The organism is Pseudomonas sp. FG6 (assembly GCF_057809015.1).
Genome location: NZ_JBMDJD010000008.1, coordinates 130,454 through 155,575 on the forward strand (window position 1 = coordinate 130,454; position 25,122 = coordinate 155,575).

Sequence of the window (25,122 nt, forward strand, 5' to 3'; positions counted from 1 at the left end):
AGACTGACATGTCCACGATGAATGACAAACAAGCATTTGCAGCGCTGGCCGGTGTCACCACCGCGACCCTTACCACCGTGCTGCTCAAGAAAGGGCTGCGCAACGTATGGATCCGAGGTGCATCCCCGTTGAGCGCCGCCTCCCACCGTATCGTTGGCCGTGCCTTCACTGTGCGCTTCATCCCCGCGCGTGAGGATCTGGCCACTCCGGAGTCCTGGAGCTCGCCGAAATCCACCCGTGCTGCGATCGAGCACATGCCTGAAGGCTGCATCGCCGTGGTCGACGCCAACGGCGTAAAGGACGCCGGCTTCTGGGGTGACATCCTCTGCGCCCGCATGACCAGGAAAGGCGTGGCCGCACTGGTCAGCGACGGCGCCGTTCGCGACATGGCTGGCGTCCAGTCGACCGAACTTCCTATCTGGGCAAGTGGCATTGCGGCTCCGCCCTCGGTGGCAGGCCTGACCTTCGTTGACTGGGAACAGCCCATTGGCTGTGGCGGTGTAGCGGTCTTCCCTGGCGACGTCATCGTGGCCGACCTTGACGGCGCAGTGGTGATCCCTGCCGCGCTGCTGAATGACGTCGTCGATGCCGCCGTCGAGCAGGAGCGCCTGGAGGGCTGGATCATGGAAGAGGTCAAAAGTGGCGCAGCCTTGCCTGGTCTGTATCCGGCCAACGAGGAGAACAAGGCCCGGTACGAAGAAGCCAAGCGCTCTGGCAAGCTAAAGTAATCCTTCCCTTGGCGGGCGCGAGGCCGACGGCCTGGCGCCCGTCCTTACTTGCCCAGGCAGGGATGAGGGAAACCGAGTGACACGCTATCCCACAGGCAATCAAATACCGCCGACACACATGTACTTGATCTCGAGATAATCCTCGATTCCGTACATCGAGCCTTCCCCCCCAAGGCCGGAATGCTTGATCCCCCCGAACGGCGCCATCTCATTCGAAATCAGCCCAGTGTTCACCGTTGCGGAACTTACAAGCCATTGCCCCGCTGACAGCTGCGTCGATGTCAGCATCGTCGAAGACAATGAACGGAGCATTCCCGCCTAACTCAAGCGATACCTTCTTGATGGTGTCTGCAGACTGGCGAAGCAAAATTCGGCCTACTTGGGTCGATCCAGTGAACGAAACCTTGCGCACATCGCGATGAGTCGTGAGCACTTCGCCCACTTCATGACCACGAGCTGCGGTGATGACGTTGAAAACACCTGGCGTGATTCCGGCCTGCAGAGCGAGCTCAGCCACCGCCAAAGCAACCAGTGGTGTGTCTTCTGCTGGCTTCACCACGATCGTGCAGCCGGCTGCGAGTGCTGGAGCCACTTTTCGCGTAATCATGGCAACCGGGAAATTCCAGGGTGTGATAGCGGCGACTACACCAATAGGCTGCTTCACAACAACGACGCGACGGTCTTCGGCAGGGCCAGGAATGACATTGCCATTGACGCGCTTGGCCTCCTCCGCAAACCACTCAACGTAGGCAGCACCATAATCGACTTCAGCCCGAGACTCCGCCAAGGGTTTTCCCTGCTCCAGGGTGATCAGATACGCCAGGTCTTCCCTGTTCTCGACAATCAGGTCATACCAACGCCGAATGATGTTGGCTCGCTGCTTGGCGGTCTTTTTTTTGTGTCTAGTCCTGAAATAGGTTTACACCTGTTTCAGTCTCAAAGCGCCCAATGCACCGCATCGGGCGTTTTGTATTCAAGGGACAGATGAGGTCGCTTACGGTTATAAATTTCTATCGACTCCTCGACCATGCGTTTGGCTTGGGCAAGGTCTTTGGGGCGGTGCAAAAGAAACTCCGTTTTCAAAATCCCATTCACCCGTTCCGCTAGAGCATTCTGGTAACAGTCATAGCCATCAGTCATCGAACACCTGACGTCGTGTTTGGCGTGCAGCCTTTGGTAAAGGTCAGAGCAGTATTGCGAGCCCCTATCTGAGTGATGCACCAGCGGCTGGTTGGTTCTTCGGTGTCGGAGAGCTTTCGTCATCGCCTGGATGACTGATTCGGTATGCAGGCTTTCATGCACATGATGGCCGACTATTTTGCGCGAAAATGCATCAGTGATCAGACTTACGTAAGCGACGCTTTGCTCGGTCGGCAAGTAGGTTATATCTGCAACCCAGACCTGTTCAGGCCCCGTGGCAGTGACTTGATCAGGGCCGGGTTTGAGCCGGTTCGGATGTCGACGGAAGCGATGATGACTGTCGGTAGTCTTGTGATAAGCACGTTTGCGTGGGACCAGTTGTCGATGGTCTCGCAAAATATCGAACAACCGATCGCGGCCTACCGTTTGCGTCAGCTCAGGTTCGGCTTGCATAAGGCCGTGCAGCTTGCGGGTACCCAGCCGGGGCATTTCAAGGCGTGTCTCCAACACAAATCCCAGCACCCTTTGCGCATGGCTGGCTTGCGCGTCGTAAGCTCGATTGCGCTTGTAGTATGCCTGCCGCGAGATGCCTAGAAACTGGCAAGCCCTGGTAATGCTCAGGCCTTCGATTTGCCCTTGGGTGAGGACTTGCCGGATCGCTTTTTTACGACAGAAACACCGTAATCGTTCTTCAGCACGTCAACGACAGCTTCAAAAAATTGGGCTTTCTGGTTGGCAAGGGCCAGCTTCTCTTCTAGCTCCTTGATTCGCTGCTCTGGTGTCAGCGGCAAATTTGGCTCGGCCATCGGTCGGTTCCTCTGGGCACGAATGGAGGCGCCTTGGCTCCAGTCCTGCCGTCCATGTTTGCGTAACCACACCAACACAGTCGATCGCCCCTGAATCCCATAACGCCGTTGAGCCTCTTTATAACTCAGTTCGCCCTTTTCAACCTGATCGACGACCGCCAATTTAAAGCCCAGCGTGTAATCGCGTTGACTGCGCTTTTTTCCTGAATCCATTGGTTCCTCCTGAAGATAGGTCAGAAGGTGTAAACCTTATTCAGGACGGGACAAAGGCCATAAAAAAGCCCGCATTGATCACTCATCTGCGGGCTTTGGTTTGTTTCAATTGCTGAATATCAGGCCTGCCGTTCGTGCATCCGTGCCAATTGCCGCTCCAGCATCGACGGATAGGGCTCCATCAGCCGTTCCACGCAGCACGCACCTTCGGGGCTGGCGATCGGGCGGATACGGGCGCGCTGGCGGATCAGGGCGTCGTCGTTGACCTTGCGCTCAACCAGCAGCAGGTTGCGGCTGTGTTGCGACAAGGCCAGGGCGTCCTGGGCGGTTTCGGTCAGCAGCAGGTCAATCTGACTCAGGCCGAACAGTTCGTCACCCAGCGTCAGGCCCAACTGCAGTTGCAGGGTAATGCCGCTGTCGGCGACTTCGATCTGCAACTGATGGCCCAGGGCCCGGAGCAGTTCGCCGCAGCAGATGGCGTTGGTCAGGTAATCGTCGCCGCTGTCTTCGGTGTGGAACAGCATCAGCGTGCTGCCGTCGTTCAGGGTGTGCAAATGGCCCTGATAGAGCGATGCGGCCTGGTCGAGGCAGTCGCGGTAGCGTTCGAGCAGTTCCTTCAGGCGGGCCTGGGGCAGGCGACGCAGCTGATCCTGGGCGCCCAGTTGAATGGCCAGCACGGCGCTGTGCTGGGGAACGTTCGAAACGACGGCCTGGGCTGCTGGCGTTGGCGCGCCGCTCATCGACTCGTCCCGCAGGTCGGCAAAGGCGTCGTCGTCTTCATCGTCTTGCGCAGTGCGTACCACGTGGCGTGGCGCCGGCCTGGAAGTCGGCATCGGCGGGCTTTCGTCGAAGCCCGGATCGCGCAGGTTACGCACTTCGAAGCCCGGTTCGGCATCGTCGTCAACGTAGTCGATCTCTTCCGGCTCGGGCAGCGGCGCAGGTTCCGGCGCGAAGCTGGCGTGCAGCTGCCGGGCCAGGTCGCCGATTTCATCCTGGCGCAGCGTGGCCGGGGTGTGTTCGTCGATGTCCCGAAGCCAGAGGCGCAATTGCAACAGCGGCGTGGACAGGTGCCGTCCCAGGCGCAGGCTCAGGGCAAGGGCCAGTGCCAGCAATATGGCGCTGAGAATGCCCATGCTTTGCAGGCTGATGGTCATCGGCTGCTGGAACTGGTCCATGTCCAGGCTGATGCGCAGTTGCCCGGCGGTCACGTCCTGGAAGGTGATCTTGCTCTGGTACATGCCGCCGGATTCGCCCAACAGGCCTGGCTTGGGCCGTTGGCCGGCTTCGGCGAGGATGCGGTTGTCCACGCTGTAGATGGCGGCGTGGGCCACCAGCTTGTTCTTGGTCAGGTTGTTGAGCAGCACGTTGAGACTGAGGATGTCGTTGGACACCAGCAGCTCGGTGGCGGAGGTGGCGGTCTGGGTGGTCAGGCTCTCACCCAGGGCGTCGGCCTGCTCATGCATGGCCTGCTTGAACTGCAGGCCCATCACGCAGGCATAGATGACCAGGGCCAGGGCGACCAGGATCACGTTATGGCTGGCAATGCGCAATGCAATCGGCACGCGACGGTGGCGCAGTGCACGGAAGATCAGCAGGAAGAAATTGTCGGTTTTGACTGGCGTGGGCCGGTTCACTGAGCTCGGCTCTTTGTCCGTGAAATTGACGCGCAGTATAGCGACAGGCCCAAGGCCGGCAAAGCATTGGCGGTGCCCGATGGTCACTGAATGTGGGTAGAATGCGTTTTTTTTCACCTGCGGGGGTGCGCCTTGCGCGAAATCGTCCTGATAAACATCACTGGCAGCGACCGTCCGGGTCTGACTGCGGCCATTACCGGCGTTCTGGCCCAGGGTGGTGTGAACATTCTAGACATCGGTCAGGCGGTGATTCACGACACACTGTCATTCGGCATCCTGGTCGAAATTCCGGACGCCGAACAAAGCAAGTCGGTGCTCAAGGATATCCTGTTCGCCGCCCATGAACTCGAACAGCAGGTGCGCTTCACGCCAGTCTCCGAAGCCGACTACCAGCATTGGGTGGCCGGGCAGGGCAAGCAGCGCCACATCGTTACGTTGTTGACCCGCAAGGTCACCGCCGAACAATTGCAGCGTGTCAGTGCGATCACGGCCCAATACGGCCTGAACATCGATCATATCGACCGCCTGTCGGGGCGTATGCCGTTGGACACGCCAGCTGACAAGGGCAAGGGTTGCATCGAGTTTTCGGTGCGCGGCGAGCCGGCCGACCCGCAGGCGTTGCGTGCCGAATTCCTGAGCGTGGCCCAGGAGCTGAATGTCGACATCGCTTTCCAGGAAGATTCGCTGTTCCGTCGCAACCGTCGCCTGGCGGTGTTCGACATGGATTCGACACTGATCGAAGCCGAGGTCATCGACGAACTGGCCAAGGCGGCAGGCGTGGGCGACAAGGTGTCGGCCATCACCGAACGGGCCATGGCCGGCGAGCTGGATTTTCGGGCCAGCTTCAAGGAGCGCCTGGCGCTGCTGCAAGGCCTGGACGTCAGCGTGCTGGACTCCATCGGTGCTTCGCTGCGCTTGACCGAAGGTGCCGAAACCCTGTTCACCGAACTCAAGCGCCTGGGTTACAAGACCGCCATTCTGTCCGGCGGCTTCACCTATTTCGCCAAGCAATTGCAGGCCAAGCTCGGCATCGACTATGTGTTCGCCAACGAGTTGGAAGTGGTGGATGGCAAGGTGACCGGTGTGGCCGTCGAGCCCATCGTCGACGCCCAGCGCAAGGCCGACCTGCTGCGCGAATTGGCGGCGAAGGAAGGCCTGCGCCTGGAGCAGACCATCGCCGTGGGCGACGGTGCCAATGACTTGCCGATGCTGGCCATTGCCGGGTTGGGCGTGGCGTTCCGCGCCAAGCCACTGGTCAAGCAGTCGGCCCGGCAGGCCATTTCAACCTTGGGGTTGGATGGGGTGCTGTACCTGCTGGGCTTCAGGGACCGTGACGGGCAGCTTTGAGATATCTGTGGTGAGGGGATAAATCCCCTCACCACAGAAAGTCCTCTGCCACAAATAATCCCCCTCACCACAAAGGGGAGTGCGCTGCCTAAAGCGACTTCCACAACGAATCAAAATCCCCCTCGGCTTCGCTGCCACTTCCTGTGCTTGCATCCTCCTGGTGATAAGCGAACTGGTTGAAGCTGTGGGTGCTGGTAACCCGCCGGTCCAGGCCCACGCGATGTTCTTCGCCATTGGTATTGATCATGACGTGCTGGCCTTCCTGGAACGGCAGGCGAGGGGCGATCATGGTGGCGGGCAGGTCGATGGCGCTGATTTCCGGCAGCAGTAATCCCCTGAGGTAGTGCTTCTGTTCTTTCTCCTCGCGCACCAGCTGCAATCCGCAGGGCTGGGCGTGGGGCGCGATCAGCTCGATACCCATTTGCATGCTGCCGTTGCGCACTTGCCGAATCCAGCGCACCACGGCGATGCTCCAGGCTTGCTCGCTGGCATCGCGGATGCCGACCATTTCCCCTGCCTGGAGTTGTTCCGGAACCTCTTTCGGCCAGCCGAGACAGTAGCCACCGGGGCTATGGTTGATGATCGGCAGGTCGTAGGTTGGAAAATGATGCTGGTTGTCCGATCCGGTGCCGTCGTCATCGCTTGGATTGGCCGGGTACTCGATTTCCTCGTAGGGCAGCAGGTCGCTTTCGCCCGAGGGGGTCGCATCGAAGGCTTGATTCCAGGTGTCGTTCGATTTGCCCGGCGAGACGTCGAAGCGGGCCTTGCGCGTCGCGGAGGTCTTGAGAATCTCGCTGAAAGAGCGTTCGCCGCCGAGGTAATAGTGCAACGCGCTCATGCCTACGCACAGCGTCAATATGCCGTTGCCCTCGGTGCGCTGGAAACTGCGCTCGGCTGCTTCGCCCCAGGCGGCTTGCAGGTGATGCAACGTGTCGCTGCTCATGCCGTTTGGAACCGACAGGGTTGAGTCGTTCGGTTGCTCCAGGTAGCTGGCGATGGCCTGCACCAAAGGTTGCGGATCGAACCCTTGCAGGGTCGGCTGCTGCTCGGCCCGGAACTTGGAGCGATAGCGTGGCCCGACATCCAGTTCTGGTGACACGGCGAACAGGTTCGCGGCGGCCCTGGGTGGGTCCAGCTTGACCCATGTGCTCCAGGCTTCGAGCACTTCGGCCAGCCGTGCGATTTGCCCTTGGCGCAGTTGATTGCTCCGGGACGCGCCCAGCAGCAGGGCGACGACGTAAGTCTGTTCGACGTTCAACTGATGGACCTGGCTGGCCAGGTCATCGCTCACGCTCAGGTGCTCCAGGCGCAACTGGCAGGCGATCCGGTACAGCTGGTGCAAATCGAGCCACAAGCTTTCAGGCACCGGGCTGTATAGCTGGCTGGCGCGCAGCAGCGGACCGTTGAGCGCCTGCATTGCCCGTTGCAGGGCGGTGCTCAGCAGGCGGGCGCGGTCCTTGCTGAATTTCGGCACGATACGGGCCACGACCTGCTTGTAGCCCATCGCGAGATGGCTTTGCAGGGCCTGGCACAGGTTGACGATCTTGCGTGAGCGGTCGTCCAGCACGATGGCCTGCTGTAGGAAATGCCGCTCCAGGTGCTTGCAGACGTAATGCACCTCCGGCCTTAGCAGTTCGAGCAGTTGCAGGCGATTGTCGCTGGGCGTGAGCAGTTGGTTGAGTTCGCCCAGGGCCTGATACAACAGGCGGGCGGTCTCGCCAATGTTGGCCTTGGGCAGGTTGGCGATCCATCGCTTGAGATCGCGGGGCGTAGCGTCGCAGAACGACAGGCGGGGCTGTGTCGGGTTCAGGACGCGCAATAGCTGGAGAGGGCTGGTCTCATTCATGCCGTGGACGGGCTCCGGCGGGAAATGAAAATGATGTTTCCAAACTCTAGCAGCTGATGGGGAAATGCGTGGTCCTGAATGTTCATAGGCTGTGGGAGCCAAGCATCGCGCGCGATGCCGACGATGCGGTTTTTCCCGTCCGCGTTATCGTTCGTCGCGGGCCAGCCTTGCTCCCACCGGCCTTGCTCCTGCAAGCCTCTGGCTAGAGGCCTGCTTCAAAGGTCCAGCTTGGCTCAGGCCTTGGGCAGCGCCAGGCCCTGGCCCATTTGCACGGGCGAGCCTGCCACCAAGCCTTCGGCCCATTTCACCTGGTCCGGTCCGAAGAGCACGATGGCGGTCGAACCCAGCTTGAAGCGTCCCAGTTCCGCACCTTTTTCCAAATGGATCGGCGCACGGGCGGCTTCGTCGTAGCGGAAGGTTTTCAGCTGGCGCTTGGGCGGCGTCACCAGCCCGGCCCAGACGGTTTCGATGGAGGCAACGATCATCGCGCCCACCAGCACCACGGCCATCGGTCCGCGCTCGGTGTCGAAAATGCACGCCACGCGTTCGTTGCGGGCGAACAGTTCGGGGACGTTTTCGGCGGTGGTCTGGTTGACCGAGAAAATCCGTCCAGGGATATAGACCATTTCCCGCAGGGTGCCGGCCAGCGGCATGTGCACGCGGTGGTAGTCCTTGGGGGAGAGGTAGACGGTGGCGAAATCGCCGCCCATGAACGGCGCTGCGTTGGCCGCGTCACCGCCCAGCAGTTCCAGCACGCTGAAGCTGTGGCCCTTGGCCTGGAAGACACGGCCGTGTTCGATCGGGCCGAGCTGGCTGATGGCGCCATCGGCAGGGCTGAGGATCGCGCCCGGGGTTTCGTCCAGCGGGCGGGCGCCCTCTTTCAAGGCGCGGGTGAAGAACGCGTTGAAGTGCTCGTAGGCCGTTACGTCTTCCACGAGGGCCTGGGACATGTCCACCTGGTAGCGCTTGGCGAACCAGGCGGTGAAGGCATTCTTGAACCAGCGCACGCGACATTCGGCAATGCAGCCGGCCAGCCGCGACAGCAAGTGATGGGGCAGCAGGTACTGGGAGATGATGAACAAACGGTTTTTCATGAACTGTCCTTAAGAACCTTCAAAGCTCGATAGGGGTGTCGGGGTGATTGCCCCATTCGCCCCAGGAACCGGCATAGCCTTTGACCCGCGGATAACCGAGTGCCTTGGCCACCAGGTAGGTGAAGCCAGAGCGGTGGTGAGTCTGGCAGTGGGTGATGATTTCCTTGTCGGGCGTGATGCCCAGTTTTTCGAGGATCTGCGGCATGTCTTTGCGGATGCGCAGGTTGCGCGCCGGATCCATGCCGGCGGTCCATTCGAAATTGACCGCGCCGGGGATGTGTCCGCCCCGCGCTGCCACGACTTTCTCGCCGGAATATTCCAGCGGGCCGCGCGCGTCCCAGATCGCCAGGTCGGCGGCACCCAGGCGGCTTTGCAGGTACTCGCGGGTGGCGGTAGGCGCGTCGAGCAGGGTGACGCTCACCGGGCCGCCGACGGGCGCAGGTACCTCGGTGGAGACTGGCAGGCCTTCGTCCAGCCACGACAGCAGGCCGCCGTCGAGGTAGTGATAATTCGAGTGACCGATCACATCCAGCAGCCAGATGAAGCGTCCGGCCCAGCCGCCGCCTTCGTCGTCGTAGACCACGTAGACCGCATCCGGGTTGTGCCCGAGTTCGCCGAACAGCGTTTCCAGATCGGTTTTCGCCGGCAGCAGGCCCGGCGCCGGGGGCAGGCCCAGTTGGGTGCGCTTGGGGTCGACGAAGCGTGCCCGGGGAATATGCCCGGTGCTGTAGCGGGCGGCGCTGGTCAGGTCCACCAGGATCAGTTCAGGGGTGTCGAGGCGTGGGAGCAGCTCGCTCGGCTCGATCACCAATGGCAAGCCAGAGAAGTCAGGCATGTGAGGTCTCCAGGGGCGCAAAGGGAAGGGATTGTAGCAAGTTCAGCGGCCGCGGTTGGTAAAGGTATGCAGGGCGCGCTCGATGCATTGCACGGTCTTGCCGAAGGCCTGCACGGTCACGTCCGAGAACGGTCCGCCGCCTTGATCCGCGACCACCAGCATGATCACCCGGCCGTTGCAGGCCAGGGAGCGTAGCAGCAGGTGTTCGCCCCGGAACAGGCTGCGCAAGCCTGGCGGCAGCAGCGCGGAAAACTGTGCAGTGTTCTGCGGGGTCAGGCGAACTTGGGCCTGTTGGGCCAGCAGCCGTTGCAAGACCTTGCTTTGGCCGATGGGAAAGCTCATGGCCGCGGCCTCTTGGGGCAGGCCGGCGGTTTGATGTACGCGGACACTGGTCTGGCTGCGGTCGGCCATCAGGATCATGACCCGGCGCATGCCGCACGCTGCCAGGGCATCGCGTGCCGAGGTGGTCAAGTGCATGGCGTTGCTGAACGGGCTCGGTTCCACCAGCAGTGCCGAACACTGTTTGCGCCATTGGGTCAGGTCTTGGGCGCTCGGCGGCGGGGCCGGCAGCAAGTCCGGATGGACGCGTCGGCAGCCCCAGGGCCAGATCAGTGCCTGTGCCGGATGCCACAGGTCCGCCATGGCGTGATGACGGGCGCTGTTGGCGGCTTGTTGGTGCAGTTGCTGCTGGACCTCGTCCATCGATATCTGCAGGTACAAACTGGTGAGGTATTGCCAACGGGTGCTGTGCGGGCAGTCCCAGGCCTGGTGCGCCGACAGGGCCAAGCCATTGGCCAGCAGCACTGTGTTGGCCGGTTGATTGAGCCAGCGCCGCAGTGTCGGGTCGTCGTCCAGGCGGTTCTGCTGGCGCAGCGGGTGTTCGCTGTCCCGGGCGATGCGCAGCACTTTAACCAGTTCGCGACGTTCATTGAGCAGCAGGCGATAACCCTGTACGACCCAGATCGGCAGGCGCCAGGCTTCTACCAGGGCCAGGCAGATGTTCAACAAGGGAACCCCGAACAGTTCACGCTCCACCTTGCTGGCTGATTGGCCTTTATGAATGACCCGCAGCTCCCACTCGGCGAGCAGGCGCGGGTGAGTCAGGGCCAGCGGCCAGAGCGGCGACAGGAACAGCAGGCTGCCCCAGTGGATGTCTTGCCACAGCCGCGCCAGGCGGCTGGCAAAGAAACCATTGGCCTGTTGCGTGGCGTGCTGGCTGATCAATTGCAGTTGGCGCAGGGCAACGGGTATCTGTGATTCGGGCAACGAGGGCAGGCGGGCGAGCAGTTCTTCTGTGCGCTTGAGGCCGAGGCGGTTGATGGCCACCTCGAGGTTTTCTGCAGGCTCTGCAAGGCTGCCATGGGTATGATGGTTGGCTTCGCGGATGACGCTCAGCGCCAGGGCGGGACTGTCCTGCATCAGCTCGGCGATGTCACGCATTGACCGTCGACTGTCGCCGATGGCCTTGCAGACCAGGTCGTGACTGGCCTGGGGCACCGGCAAGTGCACGCCTTCGAGCAGTTTTACCCAGCCTTCGAGCGTGGCGGGACGGGGCATTGGAGCGTTGGTTTTATTAGCCATGGTTGGACGCGATCATCATATGAGGTCTACGCCCGGAGCGGGGCAAATTGGCTTTTCGCCAGAACTGGCTATAGTCTGGCGCAGTTTTGCCGATAAGTAGAAGAAGAGATTTTCAGCTTCCGAATATGACCTTGAACCCGACTTAAGTAAGTACCTTCTATCTATGGCTAAAATTATCGGCATCATTGTCGTGTTCGCGAGCGTGCTCGGCGGATACGTGCTTTCCCATGGCAAGATCGCCGCCCTGATCCAACCGTTCGAGGTGATGATCATCGGCGGTGCGGCCCTCGGCGCCTTCCTCCAGGCCAACCCTGGCTATATGACCATGCACGTGGTCAAGAAATCCCTGGGCATGTTCAGTTCGCGCTTCAATCACACCTTTTACCTCGAGGTGCTGGGGCTGATCTACGAGATCCTCAACAAGAGCCGCCGTGAAGGCATGATGGCGATCGAAGGCGACATCGAAGACGCCGCCGCCAGCCCGATCTTCGCCAAGTACCCGGCAGTGCTCAAGGACGACCGCATGACGGCGTTCATCTGCGATTACCTGCGCATCATGTCGTCCGGCAACATGGCGCCTCATGAACTCGAGGGCCTGTTCGACATGGAGCTGTACAGCCTCAAGGAAGACCTGGAGCACCCTTCCCACGCCGTCACCGGTGTCGCCGATGCCATGCCCGGCTTCGGTATCGTCGCAGCGGTATTGGGTATCGTGGTCACCATGGCGTCCCTGGGCGAGGGCGACCAGAAGTCCATTGGCCTGCACGTAGGTGCGGCCCTGGTGGGTACCTTCTTCGGTATTTTGGCCGCCTATGGCTTCTTCGGGCCGCTGGCCACTTCGCTGTCCCATGACGCCAAGGAAGAACTCAACACCTACGAAGCCATCAAGGCTTCCCTGGTGGCCTCGGCTTCGGGCATGCCGCCGTCGTTGGCGGTGGAGTTCGGCCGCAAGGTCCTGTACCCGGCGCACCGTCCAAGCTTTGCCGAGCTGGAACAAGCGGTTCGCGGTCGTTAAGTCATGGAAAATAACCAGCCGATCATAGTCAAGCGCGTCAAGCGCATTGCCGGCGGGCACCATGGCGGCGCCTGGAAAATTGCCTTCGCCGACTTCGCGACGGCGATGATGGCGTTCTTCCTGGTGCTGTGGCTGCTGTCCACCGCCACGCCGGAACAGAAGATAGCCATTGCCGGTTACTTCAAGGACCCGGTCGGTTTCTCCGAAAGCGGCACGCCGTACATCATCGACCTGGGCGGTTCGCCGACCCTGGCGCCGGACACGACCCTCAACCCTGAAGTCAAATCCCAGCCCCAGCCCGACAAGTCGACGGTGGATGTCAACCAAGCCGAAGGCATGGCCGAGCAGATCGAGCGCGAGCGCCTGGAGTTGCTGCTGCAGGAGTTGCAGAACAAGGTCGAGGAAAACCCGCAACTGCAGAAGTTCAAGGACCAGATCCTGTTCGAGATCACACCGAACGGCTTGCGCATCCAGATCATGGACGCCGAGAACCGTCCAATGTTCGACTCTGGCAGCGCGCGCCTGAAGCCGTATTTCGAAGACATCCTGCTGGCCATGGCCGACACCATCAAGGCGGTGCCGAACAAGATCAGCATCAGCGGCCACACCGATGCCCAGCCGTATGCCGGCAAAGGTGATTTCGGTAACTGGGAGTTGTCCGCCAACCGCGCCAACGCGGCACGTCGTGCCCTGGTGGCTGGCAGTTATCCGGATGAGCAGGTCGCGCGGGTGGTCGGTTATGCGTCGTCGGCGTTGTTCGACCGCAAGAACCCGCTCAACCCGGTCAACCGACGGATCGATATCGTGGTCCTGACCAAGAAGGCCCAGCAGGCCATCGAAGGTTCGCAGACCAACGACCCGGCGCCAGACCCTGCCCAGGGCCAGGGCGCGCCCGGCGAAGCGCCGGCGGCAACGCCAGGTGCTGCGGCGGATCCGAACGCCCTGCCGGCGAACCAGCAGCCGGTGCCGGCCCACGAGTTGCGCGAGCGTTTGAACTTGTTCGACGATGCTGCGCCGAAACCGGGTGGCTCACCTGCACCGTGACCTACAAAAAAGCCGACATCACTGTCGGCTTTTTTGTAGGTCACTGTTCACATGAGTCTGACTTGCCTTTGTGGCGAGGGAGTCTGTGGGAGCAAGGCTTGCCCGCGATGAAGGCGATGCGGTCTATCAGAAACCGAGTTGCCTGTTTCGCGAGCAAGCTTTGCTCCCACAGGGCCTGTCGCCACAATTGCGCTTGGCCGCAAATGAGCGTGCGGCTTAGTAACTATTCTCCGGCAAGCTGGCGATGATCGAGCGGTAGCTGTTCATCCGTTGCTGTTGCACGCGGCCGTCTTCCAGGGCCTTGAGCAGCGCGCAACCGGGTTCGCGGTCGTGCTTGCAGTCGCGGAAGCGGCAGGTGCCGATCAGGTCGTTGAACTCGATGAAGCCGGCTTCCACGTCGGCCCGGCTGACATGGCCCAGGCCGAACTCGCGGATGCCCGGGGAGTCGATCAACTCGCCGCCGCCGGGGAAGTGGAACAACCGCGCCGTGGTGGTGGTGTGGGTGCCCTGGCCGGACAGCTCTGACAGCGGCCCGACGCGGGTTTCGACATCCGGCAGCAGGCTGTTGACCAAGGATGACTTACCGACGCCGGACTGGCCGACGAACACGCTGATGCGCCCGTCCAGTTGCCGTTGCAATTGCTCCATGCCGTTGCCGTGGTGGGCAGACACTTCCAGCACCGGGTAGCCCAGTTGCCGATAGACCGACAGCAAGGCGTTCAGCGCCGGGGCGTTGTGCTCGTCGATCAGGTCGAACTTGTTGAGCAGCAGCAACGGGCGGATGCCGGCGTGCTCGGCCGCCACCAGGTAACGGTCGATCAGGTTCGCATGGGGTTCGGGCAGCGGGGCGAACACGATGACGATCATGTCGACGTTGGCCGCCACGGGCTTGAGCTGGCCGCGGCTGTCCGGGCGGCACAACTCGGTGTGACGCGGCAATTGCGCCACGATCACGCCGATGCCCTGGTTGCCGGCGCGCCAGACCACCTGGTCGCCCGTCACCAGCGCTGGCAGGTTGGCGCGCAAGTGGCAGCGGAACACCTGGCCGGCGAGTTCGCCCTCCCGGGCCTCGACCTCGACCTGCACCCCGAAGTGCGCGATCACCAGACCGGTCTGTTCCGGGCCCAGGTCGCCACCTTCCAGGGCTTCGACCGCGCTGGATTCACGCTTGGCGGCGCGGGCGGCGCGCTCGCCCTGGATCTTTTCGATGCGCCAGTTCTGGCGACGATTGAGTTGGCGTTTGGCCATGGGTGTTCCGTATGAAGAAATGCTGCGAATAGGGTAAAACGGCCGCGAGTTTAGCACGCCCAAGGAGCTGGCTAGGCTAAACTGCGTGGCTACGCCGAGGAGCCTCCCCATGCAAAACCCGCAGAACCTGATCTGGATCGACCTGGAAATGACCGGCCTGAACCCGGACACCGACGTCATCATCGAAATGGCCACTATCGTCACCGACAGTGACCTCAACACCCTCGCCGAAGGCCCGGTGATCGCGATCCACCACAGCGACGAGATCCTGGCCGGCATGGACGAATGGAACACTCGCCAGCACGGCGGCTCGGGCCTGACCCAGCGGGTGCGCGAGAGCAAGATCAGCATGGCCGAGGCCGAAGCCCAGACCATCGCTTTCCTGGAACAGTGGGTGCCGAAAGGCAAGTCGCCGATCTGCGGCAACAGCATCTGCCAGGACCGGCGCTTCCTTTATACCCACATGAAATCCCTGGAAAGCTATTTCCACTACCGCAACCTGGACGTCTCCACCCTCAAGGAGCTGGCTGCCCGCTGGGCCCCGCAGGTGCGCGACAGCTTCCAGAAGGGCGGCAGCCACCTGGCCCTGGACGACATTCGTGAGTCCATTGCCGAGTTGCAGCACTACCGCAAGCACTTCATCAAGTTCTGATTGAAGCTCGCGGCGCTCTTGCAGGCAAAGGTGAGAGCAACGCTTGTGGGAGCAAGGCTTGCCCGCGATGAAGGCAATGCGGTCTTTCAGGAATCGAGGTGCCTGTTTCGCGAGCAAGCTTTGCTCCCACAGTTCTCATGGGCACAGGTTCCGTGTTTGGCAGGGTCAACAGTCGCCCCCTTTTGGTGCCCGCCCGAAATGGCTAGACTGCGCGCCTTTTTGTAAGGACCGCCATCATGCTGTTGTTGCTTTATCTGATCGCCATCACCGCCGAAGCCATGACCGGCGCCCTGTCTGCCGGGCGTCGGGGCATGGACTGGTTTGGCGTGGTGCTGATCGCGTGCGTGACGGCGCTGGGTGGCGGTTCGGTGCGTGACGTGCTGCTGGGCCATTACCCGCTCACCTGGGTCAAGCACCCGGAATACCTGGTGCTGACCACCGCAGCGGCGATGCTGACGGTGTTCCTGGCGCGCTGGATGCGCCACTTGCGCTCGTTGTTCCTGGTGCTCGACGCCGCAGGCCTGGTGGCATTTACCTTGATCGGCTGTATGACCGCGCTGGAAATGGGCCATGGCATGTTGGTGGCCTCTGTCAGTGGTGTCATCACCGGGGTGTTCGGCGGTATCCTGCGGGACATCTTTTGCAACGATATTCCGCTGATCTTCCGTCGCGAACTCTACGCCAGCGTCTCGTTTGCCGCCGCGTGGTGTTACCTATTCTGTGTCTACCTGCAATTGCCCGGCGAACAGGCCATCCTCATCACCTTGTTCGGCGGCTTCCTGCTGCGGCTCCTGGCGATTCGCTTTCACTGGGAAATGCCCAAGTTCGTCTACAACGACGAGGTTTGACGCTCTGCGTGCTGGCGCAGCGCCCATTGCACATGCTCGCGCACCAGCTCCGACGGATGGTCGCTTCGCGCCTGGAGCGCTTGCAGCACCGCAATCGTTGACGGCGCGTTACCCAGGCCCACCGCCAGGTTGCGCAGCCAGCGCTCGTAGCCGGCGCGGCGCAGCGGCGAACCTTCGGTGTTGCTGAGGAATGTCGCCTCGTCCCACAGGAACAGTTGCGCCAGCCCGGCATTGTCCAGGTTGTGTCGCGGCTTGAAGTCGCCTTCCCCGGACGGTCGGGCGAAGCGGTTCCATGGGCAGACGATCTGGCAATCATCGCAGCCGAACACCCGGTTGCCGATCAAGGGGCGCAGTTCTTCGGGGATGGCGTTCTTCAGCTCGATGGTCAGGTAGGAAATGCAGCGGCGGGCATCGAGCACATAGGGCCCGACGAAGGCATTCGTCGGGCAGATGTCCAGGCAGGCTGTGCATTTTCCGCAATGCCCGGTGGCATGGGGCGGGTCCGTTGGCAGCGGCAGGTCGACAAACAGTTCACTCAGGAAAAAATAGCTGCCGGCCTTACGGTTCAATACCAGGGTGTTTTTACCGATCCAGCCCAGCCCGGCCTTTTCGGCGATGGCCTTTTCCAGGACCGGCGCGCTGTCGACGAAGGCGCGGTAGCCGAAAGGGCCGATGACGGCCTGGATTTTTTCCGCCAGTTGTTGCACGCGTTTGCGGATCAATCTGTGGTAATCGCGGCCCAACGCATAACGCGAGATGTAGGCCTTCTCCGGCTGGCCTAGCATCTGCGCCATCTGTGCATCGCCCGGCAGGTAGTCCATGCGCAGCGATACCACCCGCAGCGTGCCTGGCACCAGTTCCTCGGGATGCGAGCGTTTGCTGCCATGGGCACCCATGTAGTCCATTTCGCCGTGGTAGCCGGCATCGAGCCAGCGTTGCAAGTGCTGCTCATGCTCGGCCAGATCCAGGCCGCTGATGCCGACCTGCTGGAAACCCAGCTCGCGGCCCCATTCCTTGATGGATTGGGCGAGGGTGTCGAGATCAGTGGCGATAGCAGGCATGAGGCGAGAGAAACCGGAGCTGAGATGGGTATAATTCTGCCAGACATCGGAGCCTGAAGACGCATGCCGCACACTAAAGATGATTTTCCCGACGCGCTGTACAGTGCTGCGCAGGTCCGAGCCCTCGATGCGCAACTGATCGCGGCGGGCACCACGGGCTTCGAATTGATGCAGCGCGCCGCCCGCGCGACCTGGCGAGCGATCGTCCGGCGCTGGCCCGAGGCCGGTGAGCTGACGGTCCTGGCCGGCCATGGCAACAATGCCGGTGACGGTTACCTGGTCGCGACCCTGGCTCGTCGCGCCGGTTGGTCGGTGCGGGTGCTGACCGTCGGTGAACCCCGGCATCTGCAGGGCGACGCGGCCAATGCCCACGCCGAGGCGGTGGCGGTCGGTGTGCCGGTGGAGCCTTGGTCTGATGATTGGTCCGATGAGTCCGAGCTGCGCGGCGTGCTGTTGGATGCCTTGCTCGGCACGGGCCTGAGTGGCGAGGTGCGCGAGCCGTACGTGCGGGCCATCGACACGATCAACGTCAGTGGCCTGCCGGTCGTCGCCGTGGACATCCCTTCAGGGTTGTGTGCCGACACCGGGCGGGTGTTGGGCACGGCGGTGACGGCCGACCTGACGGTGACGTTCATCGGCTTGAAACTGGGGTTGTTCACAGGTGATGCGGCCGACCGGGTGGGCGAGTGGGTATTCAATGACCTGCACGCCGACCCGGATATCGTCGAGTCGGCGCCGTTCAGCGCCCGATTGCTCTCGCCGCAGAATCTGCCACGTCTGGCACCGCGCGCGCCCACGTCCCACAAAGGCAAGTTCGGTCATGTGCTGTTGATCGGTGGCGACCGGGGCTTTGGCGGCGCGATCCAGATGAGCGCCGAAAGCGCGCTGCGCTGCGGAGCGGGCATGGTTTCCATGGCGACCCGCAGCGAGCACGTCGCCGCTGCGTTGACGCGTCTGCCGGAAGTGATGGTCCAGGGCACCCATTCGGCGAATCAGCTGATGGGCTTGCTCCAGCAGGCCAGCGTGCTGGTGGTCGGGCCGGGCCTGGGGCGGGCCGCTTGGGGGTGTAGCCTGTTGTCGGCGGCGGCCAATGCCGCGCTGCCGCAAGTGTGGGACGCCGATGCGCTGAACCTGCTGAGCGACGGCGGGGTCAGTCTGCCTGAGCATTGTGTGATCACGCCGCACCCGGGTGAGGCGGCGCGACTGTTAGGGATGTCCATCGCCCAGGTGCAGGCCGACCGCCCGGCCGCGGCCCATGCCTTGAGCCAGAAATTCGCCGCCACGGTGATCCTCAAGGGGGCCGGCAGCCTGGTTGCCAGCCCGGACGGCCGCCTGGCGGTGTGCCGCCAGGGGCATCCGGCCATGGCCACGGCGGGCCTGGGGGATGTGCTGGCCGGCGTGGTGGGCGCCTTGCTGGCCCAGGGCATGGAGCATTTTGAAGCCGCGTGCCTGGCGGTCTGGCTGCATGCCAGCGCGGGCGCGCGAGTCGGCCGGTCGGGCCGAGGATTGGCGGCCACCGACCTGATCCCGGTCATTCGTTTGTTGTTGGAGGAGCATTCACCGTGTCTGAAGTAACCCTGTACGTGGCGGATGAAGCCGCCATGACGGATTTGGGGTGGCGCATTGCGCGAATCACCGCAGGCCATGGCCTGATTTTCCTTGAGGGCGACCTTGGCGCGGGGAAAACCACGCTGTCGCGGGGCATCATTCGTGGCCTGGGACACGCCGGCGCGGTCAAGAGTCCGACGTTCACCCTGGTCGAACCCTACGAAATCGGCGACATCCGCGCCTTTCATTTCGACTTGTACCGCCTGGTGGATCCTGAGGAGCTGGAATTCCTCGGTATTCGCGATTATTTCGAAGATGACGCCCTGTGCCTGATCGAATGGCCCCGAAAGGGTGCAGGCTTTTTGCCAAAGCCTGACCTGACCATTACCATTGGCGCCCATAACGGCGGGCGTTCGCTGAAACTGACACCACAAGGCTCGCGTGGCGAGTCGTGGTGTGCCGCTTTGGCATTGGAAACTATTTGATGATGGGGTTTGGTATGCGCTTTCGCGCGGTGGTTGCTGTCGTAGGACTGTTGCTTACGGCACTGGCCGTCGATGCTGTGGCCGAGACAAAGGTCAACAGCGTTCGCCTCTGGCGGGCGCCGGATAACACCCGGCTGGTCTTCGACCTGACGGGGCCGGTGCAACACAGCGTATTCACCCTGACTGCCCCGGATCGCCTGGTGATCGACATCAACGGCGCGACCCTGGGTGCGCCGCTGAACGTCGCCACGGCCAATACGCCGATCACCGCGATGCGTTCGGCCCAGCGTACACCGACCGACCTGCGGGTGGTCATCGACCTGAAAAAAGCCGTGACCCCGAAAAGCTTCACCCTGGCCCCGAATGCCCAGTACGGCAACCGGCTGGTGGTGGATCTGTTCGACAACGCGGCTGATGCGGCCCCGACGCCGCCACCTCCGACCAATGTCGCCACGGTGCCAGCCGTTCCGGTGACGCCGACCGAACCTGCGATCAAGCTGCCACCGGCCCCGGCCGGCAAACGCGACATCATCGTGGTGATCGATGCCGGCCACGGCGGCGAAGACCCGGGCGCCTCGGGCTCGCGCGGGCAACGGGAAAAAGACGTGGTGCTGTCGATCGCCCGTGAATTGCAGCGCCAGGTCAGCGGTATGAAAGGTTTCCGCGCCGAGCTGACGCGCACCGGCGACTACTTCATCCCACTGCGCGGCCGTACCGAAATCGCCCGCAAGAAAGGCGCCGACCTGTTTGTTTCGATCCACGCTGACGCGGCACCGTCGGCGGCGGCGTTCGGGGCCTCGGTGTTCGCCCTGTCCGACCGTGGTGCGACCTCCGAAACCGCCCGTTGGCTGGCCGACAGCGAAAACCGTTCCGACCTGATCGGCGGCGCCGGCAACGTCAGCCTCGACGACAAGGACCGGATGCTTGCCGGGGTGTTGCTCGATTTGTCGATGACCGCCTCGTTGACCTCCAGCCTAAACGTCGGCCAGAAAGTCCTGAGCAACATCGGTCGCGTCACGCCGCTGCACAAGCAGCGCGTCGAACAGGCCGGGTTCATGGTGCTCAAGTCGCCGGACATCCCGTCGATCCTGGTGGAAACCGGCTTCATCTCCAACTCCAATGAAGCCTCCAAGCTTTCCTCGGCAAGTCACCAGCAAGCCCTGGCCCGCTCCATCAGCAGCGGCGTGCGGCAGTTCTTCCAGCAGAATCCGCCACCAGGCACCTACATCGCCTGGCTGCGCGACTCCGGCAAGATCGCCCAGGGCCCGCGGGACCATCGGGTCAGCCCAGGTGAAACCCTGGCCATGATCGCCGTGCGCTACCAGGTGTCGCCTGCCTTGTTGCGCAGCGCCAACAACCTCAAGAGCGACGAGCTCAAGATCGGCCAGACCCTGACCATTCCCGGCAATGAAGTGGCGGCCCAGCAATGAGCGATGACGAAGTGAACGTTGGCAACGCTCGTATCGAGCTGCTCAGCCCCCGGCTGGCGAACCAGATCGCCGCCGGCGAGGTGGTCGAGCGTCCGGCGTCGGTCATCAAGGAGCTGCTGGAAAACAGCCTCGACTCCGGCGCCAAGCGCATCGACGTGGATGTCGAGCAGGGCGGGGTCAAGCTGCTGCGGGTGCGCGACGACGGTCGCGGTATTGCCGCCGATGACCTGCCGCTGGCCCTGGCGCGCCACGCCACCAGCAAGATCCGTGACCTGGAAGACCTGGAGCGGGTCATGAGCCTGGGGTTTCGTGGGGAGGCGCTGGCGTCCATCAGTTCGGTGTCGCGCCTGACCCTCACTTCGCGTACCCGTGATGCCGAACAGGCCTGGCAGGTCGAGACCGAGGGGCGCGACATGGCCTCTCGCGTCCAGCCGGCGGCCCATCCGGTGGGCACCTCGGTGGAAGTGCGCGACCTGTTCTTCAATACCCCGGCCCGGCGCAAGTTCCTCAAGGCCGAGAAGACCGAGTTCGATCACCTGCAAGAAGTCATCAAGCGCCTGGCCCTGGCGCGTTTTGACGTGGCTTTTCATTTGCGCCACAACGGCAAGTCCATCCTTAGCCTGCATGAGGCCCGCGACGACGCGGCCCGTGCCCGGCGCGTGGGTGCGGTCTGCGGCGCAGGTTTCCTGGAGCAGGCGTTGCCCATCGAAGTGGAGCGCAATGGCCTGCACCTGTGGGGTTGGGTCGGCCTGCCGACTTTTTCCCGTAGCCAAGCCGACTTGCAGTACTTCTACGTGAATGGCCGAGCGGTACGCGACAAACTGGTGGCCCACGCGGTGCGCCAGGCTTATCGCGACGTGCTGTTCAACGGCCGGCACCCGACCTTCGTGCTGTTCTTCGAAGTCGATCCGTCGGTGGTGGACGTCAACGTGCACCCGACCAAGCACGAAGTGCGTTTCCGCGACGGGCGCATGGTGCACGATTTCCTCTATGGCACCTTGCACCGCGCCTTGGGCGATGTGCGCCCCGAAGATCAACTCGCGGCGCCGGCGGCGGTGGGCGGCATGGTCCGGCCAACGGGGCTGGAAGCGGGCGAATTCGGGCCCCAGGGCGAAATGCGCCTGGCTGCCCATGCGCAGCTGGAACAACCCCAGCCCCAGCCGAGCTACAACACGGCCGGCAGTGCTGCTGGCAGCGGCTATCAGTATCAATACACGCCGCGCCCGCAATCCAGTGTGCCGGCAGCCGAGGCCCAGGCGGCCTATCGCGAGTTCTTCAAGCCGTTGTCGGACAGCAGCCCGGCGGCGTTGCCTGATGGCCAGGGCGATATCCCGCCGCTGGGTTATGCCCTGGCGCAACTCAAGGGCATCTACATCCTCGCGGAAAATGCCCTGGGCCTGGTCCTGGTGGACATGCACGCAGCCCACGAGCGGATCATGTACGAGCGACTGAAGATCGCCATGGCCAGCGAAGGGCTGAGCGGTCAGCCGTTGCTGGTTCCCGAGTCCCTGGCTGTCAGCCAGCGCGAAGCCGATTGCGCCGAAGAACATATGAGCTGGTTCCAGCGCCTGGGCTTCGAGCTGCAACGCCTGGGGCCGGAAACCCTGGCGATCCGGCAGATCCCGGCCTTGCTGAAGCAGGCCGAGGCCAATCGCCTGGTCAGCGACGTGCTGGCCGACTTGATGGAGTACGGCACCAGCGACCGGATCCAGGCGCATTTGAACGAACTGCTCGGCACCATGGCCTGCCACGGCGCGATTCGCGCCAATCGGCGCCTGGCCTTGCCGGAAATGAACGGCCTGCTGCGGGACATGGAAAACACCGAACGCAGCGGTCAATGCAACCATGGCCGGCCGACCTGGACCCAGCTGGGCCTGGACGACCTGGACAAACTGTTCCTGCGCGGTCGTTGATGAGCCAGTTGCCTCCTGCAATATTCCTGATGGGCCCGACCGCCGCCGGCAAGACCGACCTGGCCATCGAGCTGACCAAGGTCCTGCCCTGCGAGCTGATCAGTGTCGATTCGGCACTGGTTTACCGTGGCATGGACATCGGCACCGCCAAACCGTCGAAACAACTGTTGGCCGAGTTCCCGCATCGCCTGATCGACATCCTCGACCCGGCCGAGGCCTATTCGGCCGCGGATTTTCGCCGCGATGCACTCCAGGCCATGGCCGAGATCACCGCGCGGGGCAAGATTCCGCTGCTGGTGGGCGGCACGATGCTGTATTACAAGGCGCTGATCGATGGGCTGGCGGACATGCCGGCGGCCGATCCGCAGGTGCGTGCGCAGATCGAGGAAGAGGCTGCGCGCCTTGGCTGGCAGGCTTTGCACGAGCAATTGGCGGCCATCGATCCGGAGTCGGCGGCGCGCATCCACCCCAACGACCCGCAGCGCCTCAGTCGGGCCCTGGAGGTTTATCGGGTCAGCGGTCAGAGCATGACCGCCCTGCGCCAGCGACAATCTGCGCAAAGTACTGAAGCAGCCGCTTCGGGACTGCAACAATTGCCCTATACTGTCGCGAATCTGGCCATCGCCCCGGCGAACCGGCAAGTGCTGCATCGGCGAATTGAACAAAGATTCACATTAATGTTGGAACAGGGATTCATCGACGAGGTCGTAGCCCTGCGCGCCAGAAGTGACCTGCATGCCGGGTTGCCGTCTATACGTGCGGTGGGTTATCGACAGGTCTGGGATTACCTGGACGGCAAGCTGACGTCAGCCGAGATGCAGGAGCGTGGGATCATTGCCACGCGCCAATTGGCGAAGCGCCAGTTCACCTGGCTGCGTAGCTGGACTGACCTGCATTGGCTCGATAGCCTCGATTGCGACAATCTGCCACGCGCCTTGAAATACCTCGGGACCATCTCCATATTGAGCTGAGTCCTTGCAATTGCCGTCTATCCTTGGGGGTGTGACGGCCCAAGCCATCTGATTCCGATTTTTATAATTGATCCTTAAAGGAGTGCGGCACATGTCAAAAGGGCATTCGCTACAAGACCCTTACTTGAACACTTTACGTAAAGAGAAAGTTGGGGTGTCCATCTATCTGGTAAACGGGATCAAGCTGCAGGGCACGATCGAGTCTTTCGACCAGTTCGTCATCCTTCTGAAGAACACCGTCAGCCAGATGGTCTACAAGCACGCAATCTCCACCGTCGTGCCTGTTCGTCCAATCCGTCTGCCTAGCGCAACCGAATCCGAAGGCGGTGACGCTGAGCCGGGTAACGCCTGATAGGAGCCTCCTTTGTTCTTTGAGCGCCACGGTGGTGGTGAACGAACTATTCTCGTTCACTTGGAAGGACAGGACCCTGAGGCGCGCGAAGATCCGCAGGAGTTTCAGGAACTGGCATTGTCGGCCGGCGCCGAGACCGTCGCGTTTTTCAACGTGCCGCGTCATCGGCCAACGGCCAAGTTCCTGATCGGCAGTGGCAAGGTCGAGGAATTGCGCGACCTGATCAAGGCCGAGCACGTCGACCTGGTGATTTTCAATCACATCCTCACGCCCAGTCAGGAGCGTAACCTCGAACGTGTGTTCGAGTGTCGCGTGATCGACCGGACGGGGCTGATTCTCGATATTTTCGCCCAGCGCGCGCGTACCCATGAAGGCAAGCTCCAGGTCGAACTGGCCCAGCTTGAGCACATGAGTACCCGGCTGGTTCGCGGCTGGACTCACCTGGAGCGGCAGAAGGGCGGTATCGGCCTGCGCGGCCCGGGTGAAACCCAACTGGAAACCGACCGGCGCCTGCTGCGGGTTCGCCTGCGGCAGATCAAGGGACGCCTGGAAAAGGTCCGCAGCCAACGCGAGCAGTCGCGGCGCGGCCGCAAGCGCGCGGAGATCCCGACGGTTTCACTGGTGGGCTACACCAACGCTGGCAAATCGACCCTGTTCAACAACATCACCCACTCCGACGTCTATGCGGCCGACCAGTTGTTCGCCACGCTCGACCCGACCCTGCGCCGGCTCGACCTGGACGACCTCGGGCCGATCGTGCTGGCCGACACCGTGGGCTTCATCCGTCACTTGCCGCACAAGCTGGTCGAGGCTTTCCGGGCTACGCTCGAAGAGTCGAGCAACTCCGACCTGCTGCTGCACGTGATCGATGCCGCCGAGCCGGACCGGATGCTGCAGATCGAGCAGGTGATGGTGGTGCTGGGGGAGATCGGAGCCCAGGACTTGCCGATCCTCGAGGTATACAACAAACTCGATTTGCTCGAAGGCGTGGAACCGCAGATCCAGCGCGATGCCGATGGCAAGCCGCAGCGGGTCTGGCTGTCGGCCCGCGACGGCACCGGCCTGGACCTGCTCAAGCAGGCCGTGGCGGAACTGTTGGGCGACGACCTGTTTGTGGGCACCTTGAAGTTGCCACAGCGCTTTGCCCGGCTGCGAGCCCAGTTCTTCGAGCTGGGGGCGGTACAGAAGGAGGAGCACGACGAAGAGGGTCTGTGCCTGCTGGCCGTGCGCCTGCCCCGGTCGGAGTTGAACCGACTGGTCAGTCGCGAAGGGCTGCAGCCGACGGAATTCATCGAGCAACACACTTTGCAATAAAAGCCTGAGAACGCTGT

The 25,122-nt window shown here is 62.4% G+C and carries 21 protein-coding genes and 2 pseudogenes; 13 read left to right on the forward strand and 10 right to left on the reverse strand.

From position 1 onward, the window contains the following. Positions 1–8 precede the first annotated feature (8 nt). Positions 9–728, forward strand: a complete 720-nt coding sequence (locus tag ACODSJ_RS07615; protein WP_489101135.1) for a ribonuclease activity regulator RraA — start codon at positions 9–11, stop codon at positions 726–728. 99 nt (positions 729–827) lie between these two features. On the opposite strand, the gene ACODSJ_RS07620 is transcribed toward ACODSJ_RS07615, so the two are convergent. From ACODSJ_RS07620 to ACODSJ_RS07635, 4 genes and pseudogenes are all read right to left on the reverse strand, one after another. Then, entirely contained in the window at positions 828–1,040 is a 213-nt protein-coding gene (locus ACODSJ_RS07620; RefSeq protein WP_489101136.1) for an aldehyde dehydrogenase family protein, read from the reverse strand. Then, positions 964–1,617, reverse strand: a pseudogene (locus ACODSJ_RS07625) (aldehyde dehydrogenase family protein); the annotation flags it as partial. The gene ACODSJ_RS07620 and the pseudogene ACODSJ_RS07625, both read right to left, overlap by 77 nt. Positions 1,618–1,630: 13 nt before the next feature. Beyond that, positions 1,631–2,887: pseudogene (locus tag ACODSJ_RS07630) on the reverse strand (IS3 family transposase). Positions 2,888–3,006: 119 nt separating this feature from the next. Beyond that, positions 3,007–4,521 carry an AhpA/YtjB family protein gene (locus ACODSJ_RS07635; RefSeq protein WP_489101137.1) on the reverse strand — a complete coding sequence of 505 codons (1,515 nt, stop codon included), beginning with the start codon at positions 4,519–4,521 and terminating at the stop codon, positions 3,007–3,009. Positions 4,522–4,653: 132 nt separating this feature from the next. On the opposite strand from ACODSJ_RS07635, the gene serB reads away from it, so the two are divergent. Next, the gene (gene serB / locus ACODSJ_RS07640; RefSeq protein WP_489101138.1) at positions 4,654–5,868 is read left to right on the forward strand and encodes a phosphoserine phosphatase SerB; all 1,215 of its coding nucleotides are present in this window, start codon (positions 4,654–4,656) and stop codon (positions 5,866–5,868) included. An 88-nt stretch (positions 5,869–5,956) separates the two neighbouring features. Here the strand turns inward: serB and ACODSJ_RS07645 are convergent, their stop codons facing one another. The 4 genes from ACODSJ_RS07645 to ACODSJ_RS07660 form a co-directional block, all read right to left on the reverse strand. Then, positions 5,957–7,714 (reverse strand): molecular chaperone, encoded by a 1,758-nt coding sequence (locus ACODSJ_RS07645; protein WP_489101139.1) that lies wholly within the window; start codon positions 7,712–7,714, stop codon positions 5,957–5,959. A 233-nt stretch (positions 7,715–7,947) separates the two neighbouring features. Next, on the reverse strand, positions 7,948–8,808 hold the full coding sequence (gene asd / locus ACODSJ_RS07650) for an archaetidylserine decarboxylase (RefSeq protein ID WP_489101140.1): 861 nt from the start codon (positions 8,806–8,808) through the stop codon (positions 7,948–7,950). 19 nt (positions 8,809–8,827) lie between these two features. Next, complete coding sequence (locus ACODSJ_RS07655; protein ID WP_489101141.1) at positions 8,828–9,643, reverse strand: rhodanese-like domain-containing protein; 816 nt, start codon at positions 9,641–9,643, stop codon at positions 8,828–8,830. 42 nt (positions 9,644–9,685) lie between these two features. Then, the gene (locus tag ACODSJ_RS07660; protein WP_489101142.1) at positions 9,686–11,224 is read right to left on the reverse strand and encodes an HDOD domain-containing protein; all 1,539 of its coding nucleotides are present in this window, start codon (positions 11,222–11,224) and stop codon (positions 9,686–9,688) included. 163 nt (positions 11,225–11,387) lie between these two features. On the opposite strand from ACODSJ_RS07660, the gene motA reads away from it, so the two are divergent. Both motA and motB read left to right on the forward strand, forming a co-directional pair. Beyond that, positions 11,388–12,239, forward strand: a complete 852-nt coding sequence (gene motA, locus ACODSJ_RS07665) for a flagellar motor stator protein MotA (RefSeq protein WP_489101143.1) — start codon at positions 11,388–11,390, stop codon at positions 12,237–12,239. A gap of 3 nt (positions 12,240–12,242) precedes the next feature. Then, on the forward strand, positions 12,243–13,283 hold the full coding sequence (motB, locus tag ACODSJ_RS07670) for a flagellar motor protein MotB (protein ID WP_489101144.1): 1,041 nt from the start codon (positions 12,243–12,245) through the stop codon (positions 13,281–13,283). Between the two features lie 216 nt (positions 13,284–13,499). Here motB and rsgA read toward each other — a convergent pair whose 3' ends face one another. Next, on the reverse strand, positions 13,500–14,531 hold the full coding sequence (gene rsgA / locus ACODSJ_RS07675) for a small ribosomal subunit biogenesis GTPase RsgA (RefSeq protein ID WP_489101145.1): 1,032 nt from the start codon (positions 14,529–14,531) through the stop codon (positions 13,500–13,502). Between the two features lie 109 nt (positions 14,532–14,640). Between rsgA and orn the strand changes: the two genes are divergently transcribed. Further along, on the forward strand, positions 14,641–15,183 hold the full coding sequence (gene orn, locus ACODSJ_RS07680) for an oligoribonuclease (RefSeq protein ID WP_003197208.1): 543 nt from the start codon (positions 14,641–14,643) through the stop codon (positions 15,181–15,183). Between the two features lie 233 nt (positions 15,184–15,416). Further along, positions 15,417–16,031: a trimeric intracellular cation channel family protein gene (locus ACODSJ_RS07685; RefSeq protein ID WP_489101161.1), complete on the forward strand. Its 615-nt coding sequence runs from the start codon at positions 15,417–15,419 to the stop codon at positions 16,029–16,031. On the opposite strand, the gene queG is transcribed toward ACODSJ_RS07685, so the two are convergent. Beyond that, a complete protein-coding gene (gene queG, locus ACODSJ_RS07690; RefSeq protein ID WP_489101146.1) occupies positions 16,013–17,092 on the reverse strand; it encodes a tRNA epoxyqueuosine(34) reductase QueG in 1,080 nt (359 codons plus the stop codon). The genes ACODSJ_RS07685 and queG overlap by 19 nt on opposite strands. Positions 17,093–17,155: 63 nt before the next feature. Here queG and ACODSJ_RS07695 point away from each other — a divergent pair, with 63 nt between their 5' ends. The 7 genes from ACODSJ_RS07695 to hflX all read left to right on the forward strand — a co-directional run bounded on the left by ACODSJ_RS07695 (position 17,156) and on the right by hflX (position 25,105). Next, positions 17,156–18,667 (forward strand): NAD(P)H-hydrate dehydratase, encoded by a 1,512-nt coding sequence (locus ACODSJ_RS07695; RefSeq protein ID WP_489101147.1) that lies wholly within the window; start codon positions 17,156–17,158, stop codon positions 18,665–18,667. After that, the gene (gene tsaE / locus ACODSJ_RS07700; RefSeq protein ID WP_489101148.1) at positions 18,655–19,125 is read left to right on the forward strand and encodes a tRNA (adenosine(37)-N6)-threonylcarbamoyltransferase complex ATPase subunit type 1 TsaE; all 471 of its coding nucleotides are present in this window, start codon (positions 18,655–18,657) and stop codon (positions 19,123–19,125) included. The genes ACODSJ_RS07695 and tsaE overlap by 13 nt, the downstream gene beginning before the upstream one ends. Next, complete coding sequence (locus ACODSJ_RS07705; RefSeq protein ID WP_489101149.1) at positions 19,125–20,555, forward strand: N-acetylmuramoyl-L-alanine amidase; 1,431 nt, start codon at positions 19,125–19,127, stop codon at positions 20,553–20,555. Before tsaE ends, ACODSJ_RS07705 begins: the two co-directional genes overlap by 1 nt. Beyond that, on the forward strand, positions 20,552–22,468 hold the full coding sequence (mutL, locus tag ACODSJ_RS07710; RefSeq protein WP_489101150.1) for a DNA mismatch repair endonuclease MutL: 1,917 nt from the start codon (positions 20,552–20,554) through the stop codon (positions 22,466–22,468). Before ACODSJ_RS07705 ends, mutL begins: the two co-directional genes overlap by 4 nt. After that, positions 22,468–23,439: a tRNA (adenosine(37)-N6)-dimethylallyltransferase MiaA gene (miaA, locus tag ACODSJ_RS07715; protein WP_489101151.1), complete on the forward strand. Its 972-nt coding sequence runs from the start codon at positions 22,468–22,470 to the stop codon at positions 23,437–23,439. Before mutL ends, miaA begins: the two co-directional genes overlap by 1 nt. A gap of 91 nt (positions 23,440–23,530) precedes the next feature. Further along, positions 23,531–23,791, forward strand: a complete 261-nt coding sequence (hfq, locus tag ACODSJ_RS07720) for an RNA chaperone Hfq (RefSeq protein ID WP_003186419.1) — start codon at positions 23,531–23,533, stop codon at positions 23,789–23,791. A 12-nt stretch (positions 23,792–23,803) separates the two neighbouring features. Then, positions 23,804–25,105 (forward strand): ribosome rescue GTPase HflX, encoded by a 1,302-nt coding sequence (gene hflX / locus ACODSJ_RS07725; RefSeq protein ID WP_489101152.1) that lies wholly within the window; start codon positions 23,804–23,806, stop codon positions 25,103–25,105. Positions 25,106–25,122 lie beyond the last annotated feature (17 nt).

Coding starts and splice junctions, on each gene's coding strand:
- ACODSJ_RS07615 (WP_489101135.1), top strand. CDS start 9: ATGTCCACGATGAATGACAAACAAGCATTTGCAGCGCTGGCCGGTGTC.
- ACODSJ_RS07620 (WP_489101136.1), bottom strand. CDS start 1,040: ATGCTCCGTTCATTGTCTTCGACGATGCTGACATCGACGCAGCTGTCA.
- ACODSJ_RS07645 (WP_489101139.1), bottom strand. CDS start 7,714: ATGAATGAGACCAGCCCTCTCCAGCTATTGCGCGTCCTGAACCCGACA.
- asd (WP_489101140.1), bottom strand. CDS start 8,808: ATGAAAAACCGTTTGTTCATCATCTCCCAGTACCTGCTGCCCCATCAC.
- ACODSJ_RS07655 (WP_489101141.1), bottom strand. CDS start 9,643: ATGCCTGACTTCTCTGGCTTGCCATTGGTGATCGAGCCGAGCGAGCTG.
- ACODSJ_RS07660 (WP_489101142.1), bottom strand. CDS start 11,224: ATGGCTAATAAAACCAACGCTCCAATGCCCCGTCCCGCCACGCTCGAA.
- motA (WP_489101143.1), top strand. CDS start 11,388: ATGGCTAAAATTATCGGCATCATTGTCGTGTTCGCGAGCGTGCTCGGC.
- motB (WP_489101144.1), top strand. CDS start 12,243: ATGGAAAATAACCAGCCGATCATAGTCAAGCGCGTCAAGCGCATTGCC.
- rsgA (WP_489101145.1), bottom strand. CDS start 14,531: ATGGCCAAACGCCAACTCAATCGTCGCCAGAACTGGCGCATCGAAAAG.
- orn (WP_003197208.1), top strand. CDS start 14,641: ATGCAAAACCCGCAGAACCTGATCTGGATCGACCTGGAAATGACCGGC.
- queG (WP_489101146.1), bottom strand. CDS start 17,092: ATGCCTGCTATCGCCACTGATCTCGACACCCTCGCCCAATCCATCAAG.
- ACODSJ_RS07695 (WP_489101147.1), top strand. CDS start 17,156: ATGCCGCACACTAAAGATGATTTTCCCGACGCGCTGTACAGTGCTGCG.
- ACODSJ_RS07705 (WP_489101149.1), top strand. CDS start 19,125: ATGATGGGGTTTGGTATGCGCTTTCGCGCGGTGGTTGCTGTCGTAGGA.
- mutL (WP_489101150.1), top strand. CDS start 20,552: ATGAGCGATGACGAAGTGAACGTTGGCAACGCTCGTATCGAGCTGCTC.
- miaA (WP_489101151.1), top strand. CDS start 22,468: ATGAGCCAGTTGCCTCCTGCAATATTCCTGATGGGCCCGACCGCCGCC.
- hfq (WP_003186419.1), top strand. CDS start 23,531: ATGTCAAAAGGGCATTCGCTACAAGACCCTTACTTGAACACTTTACGT.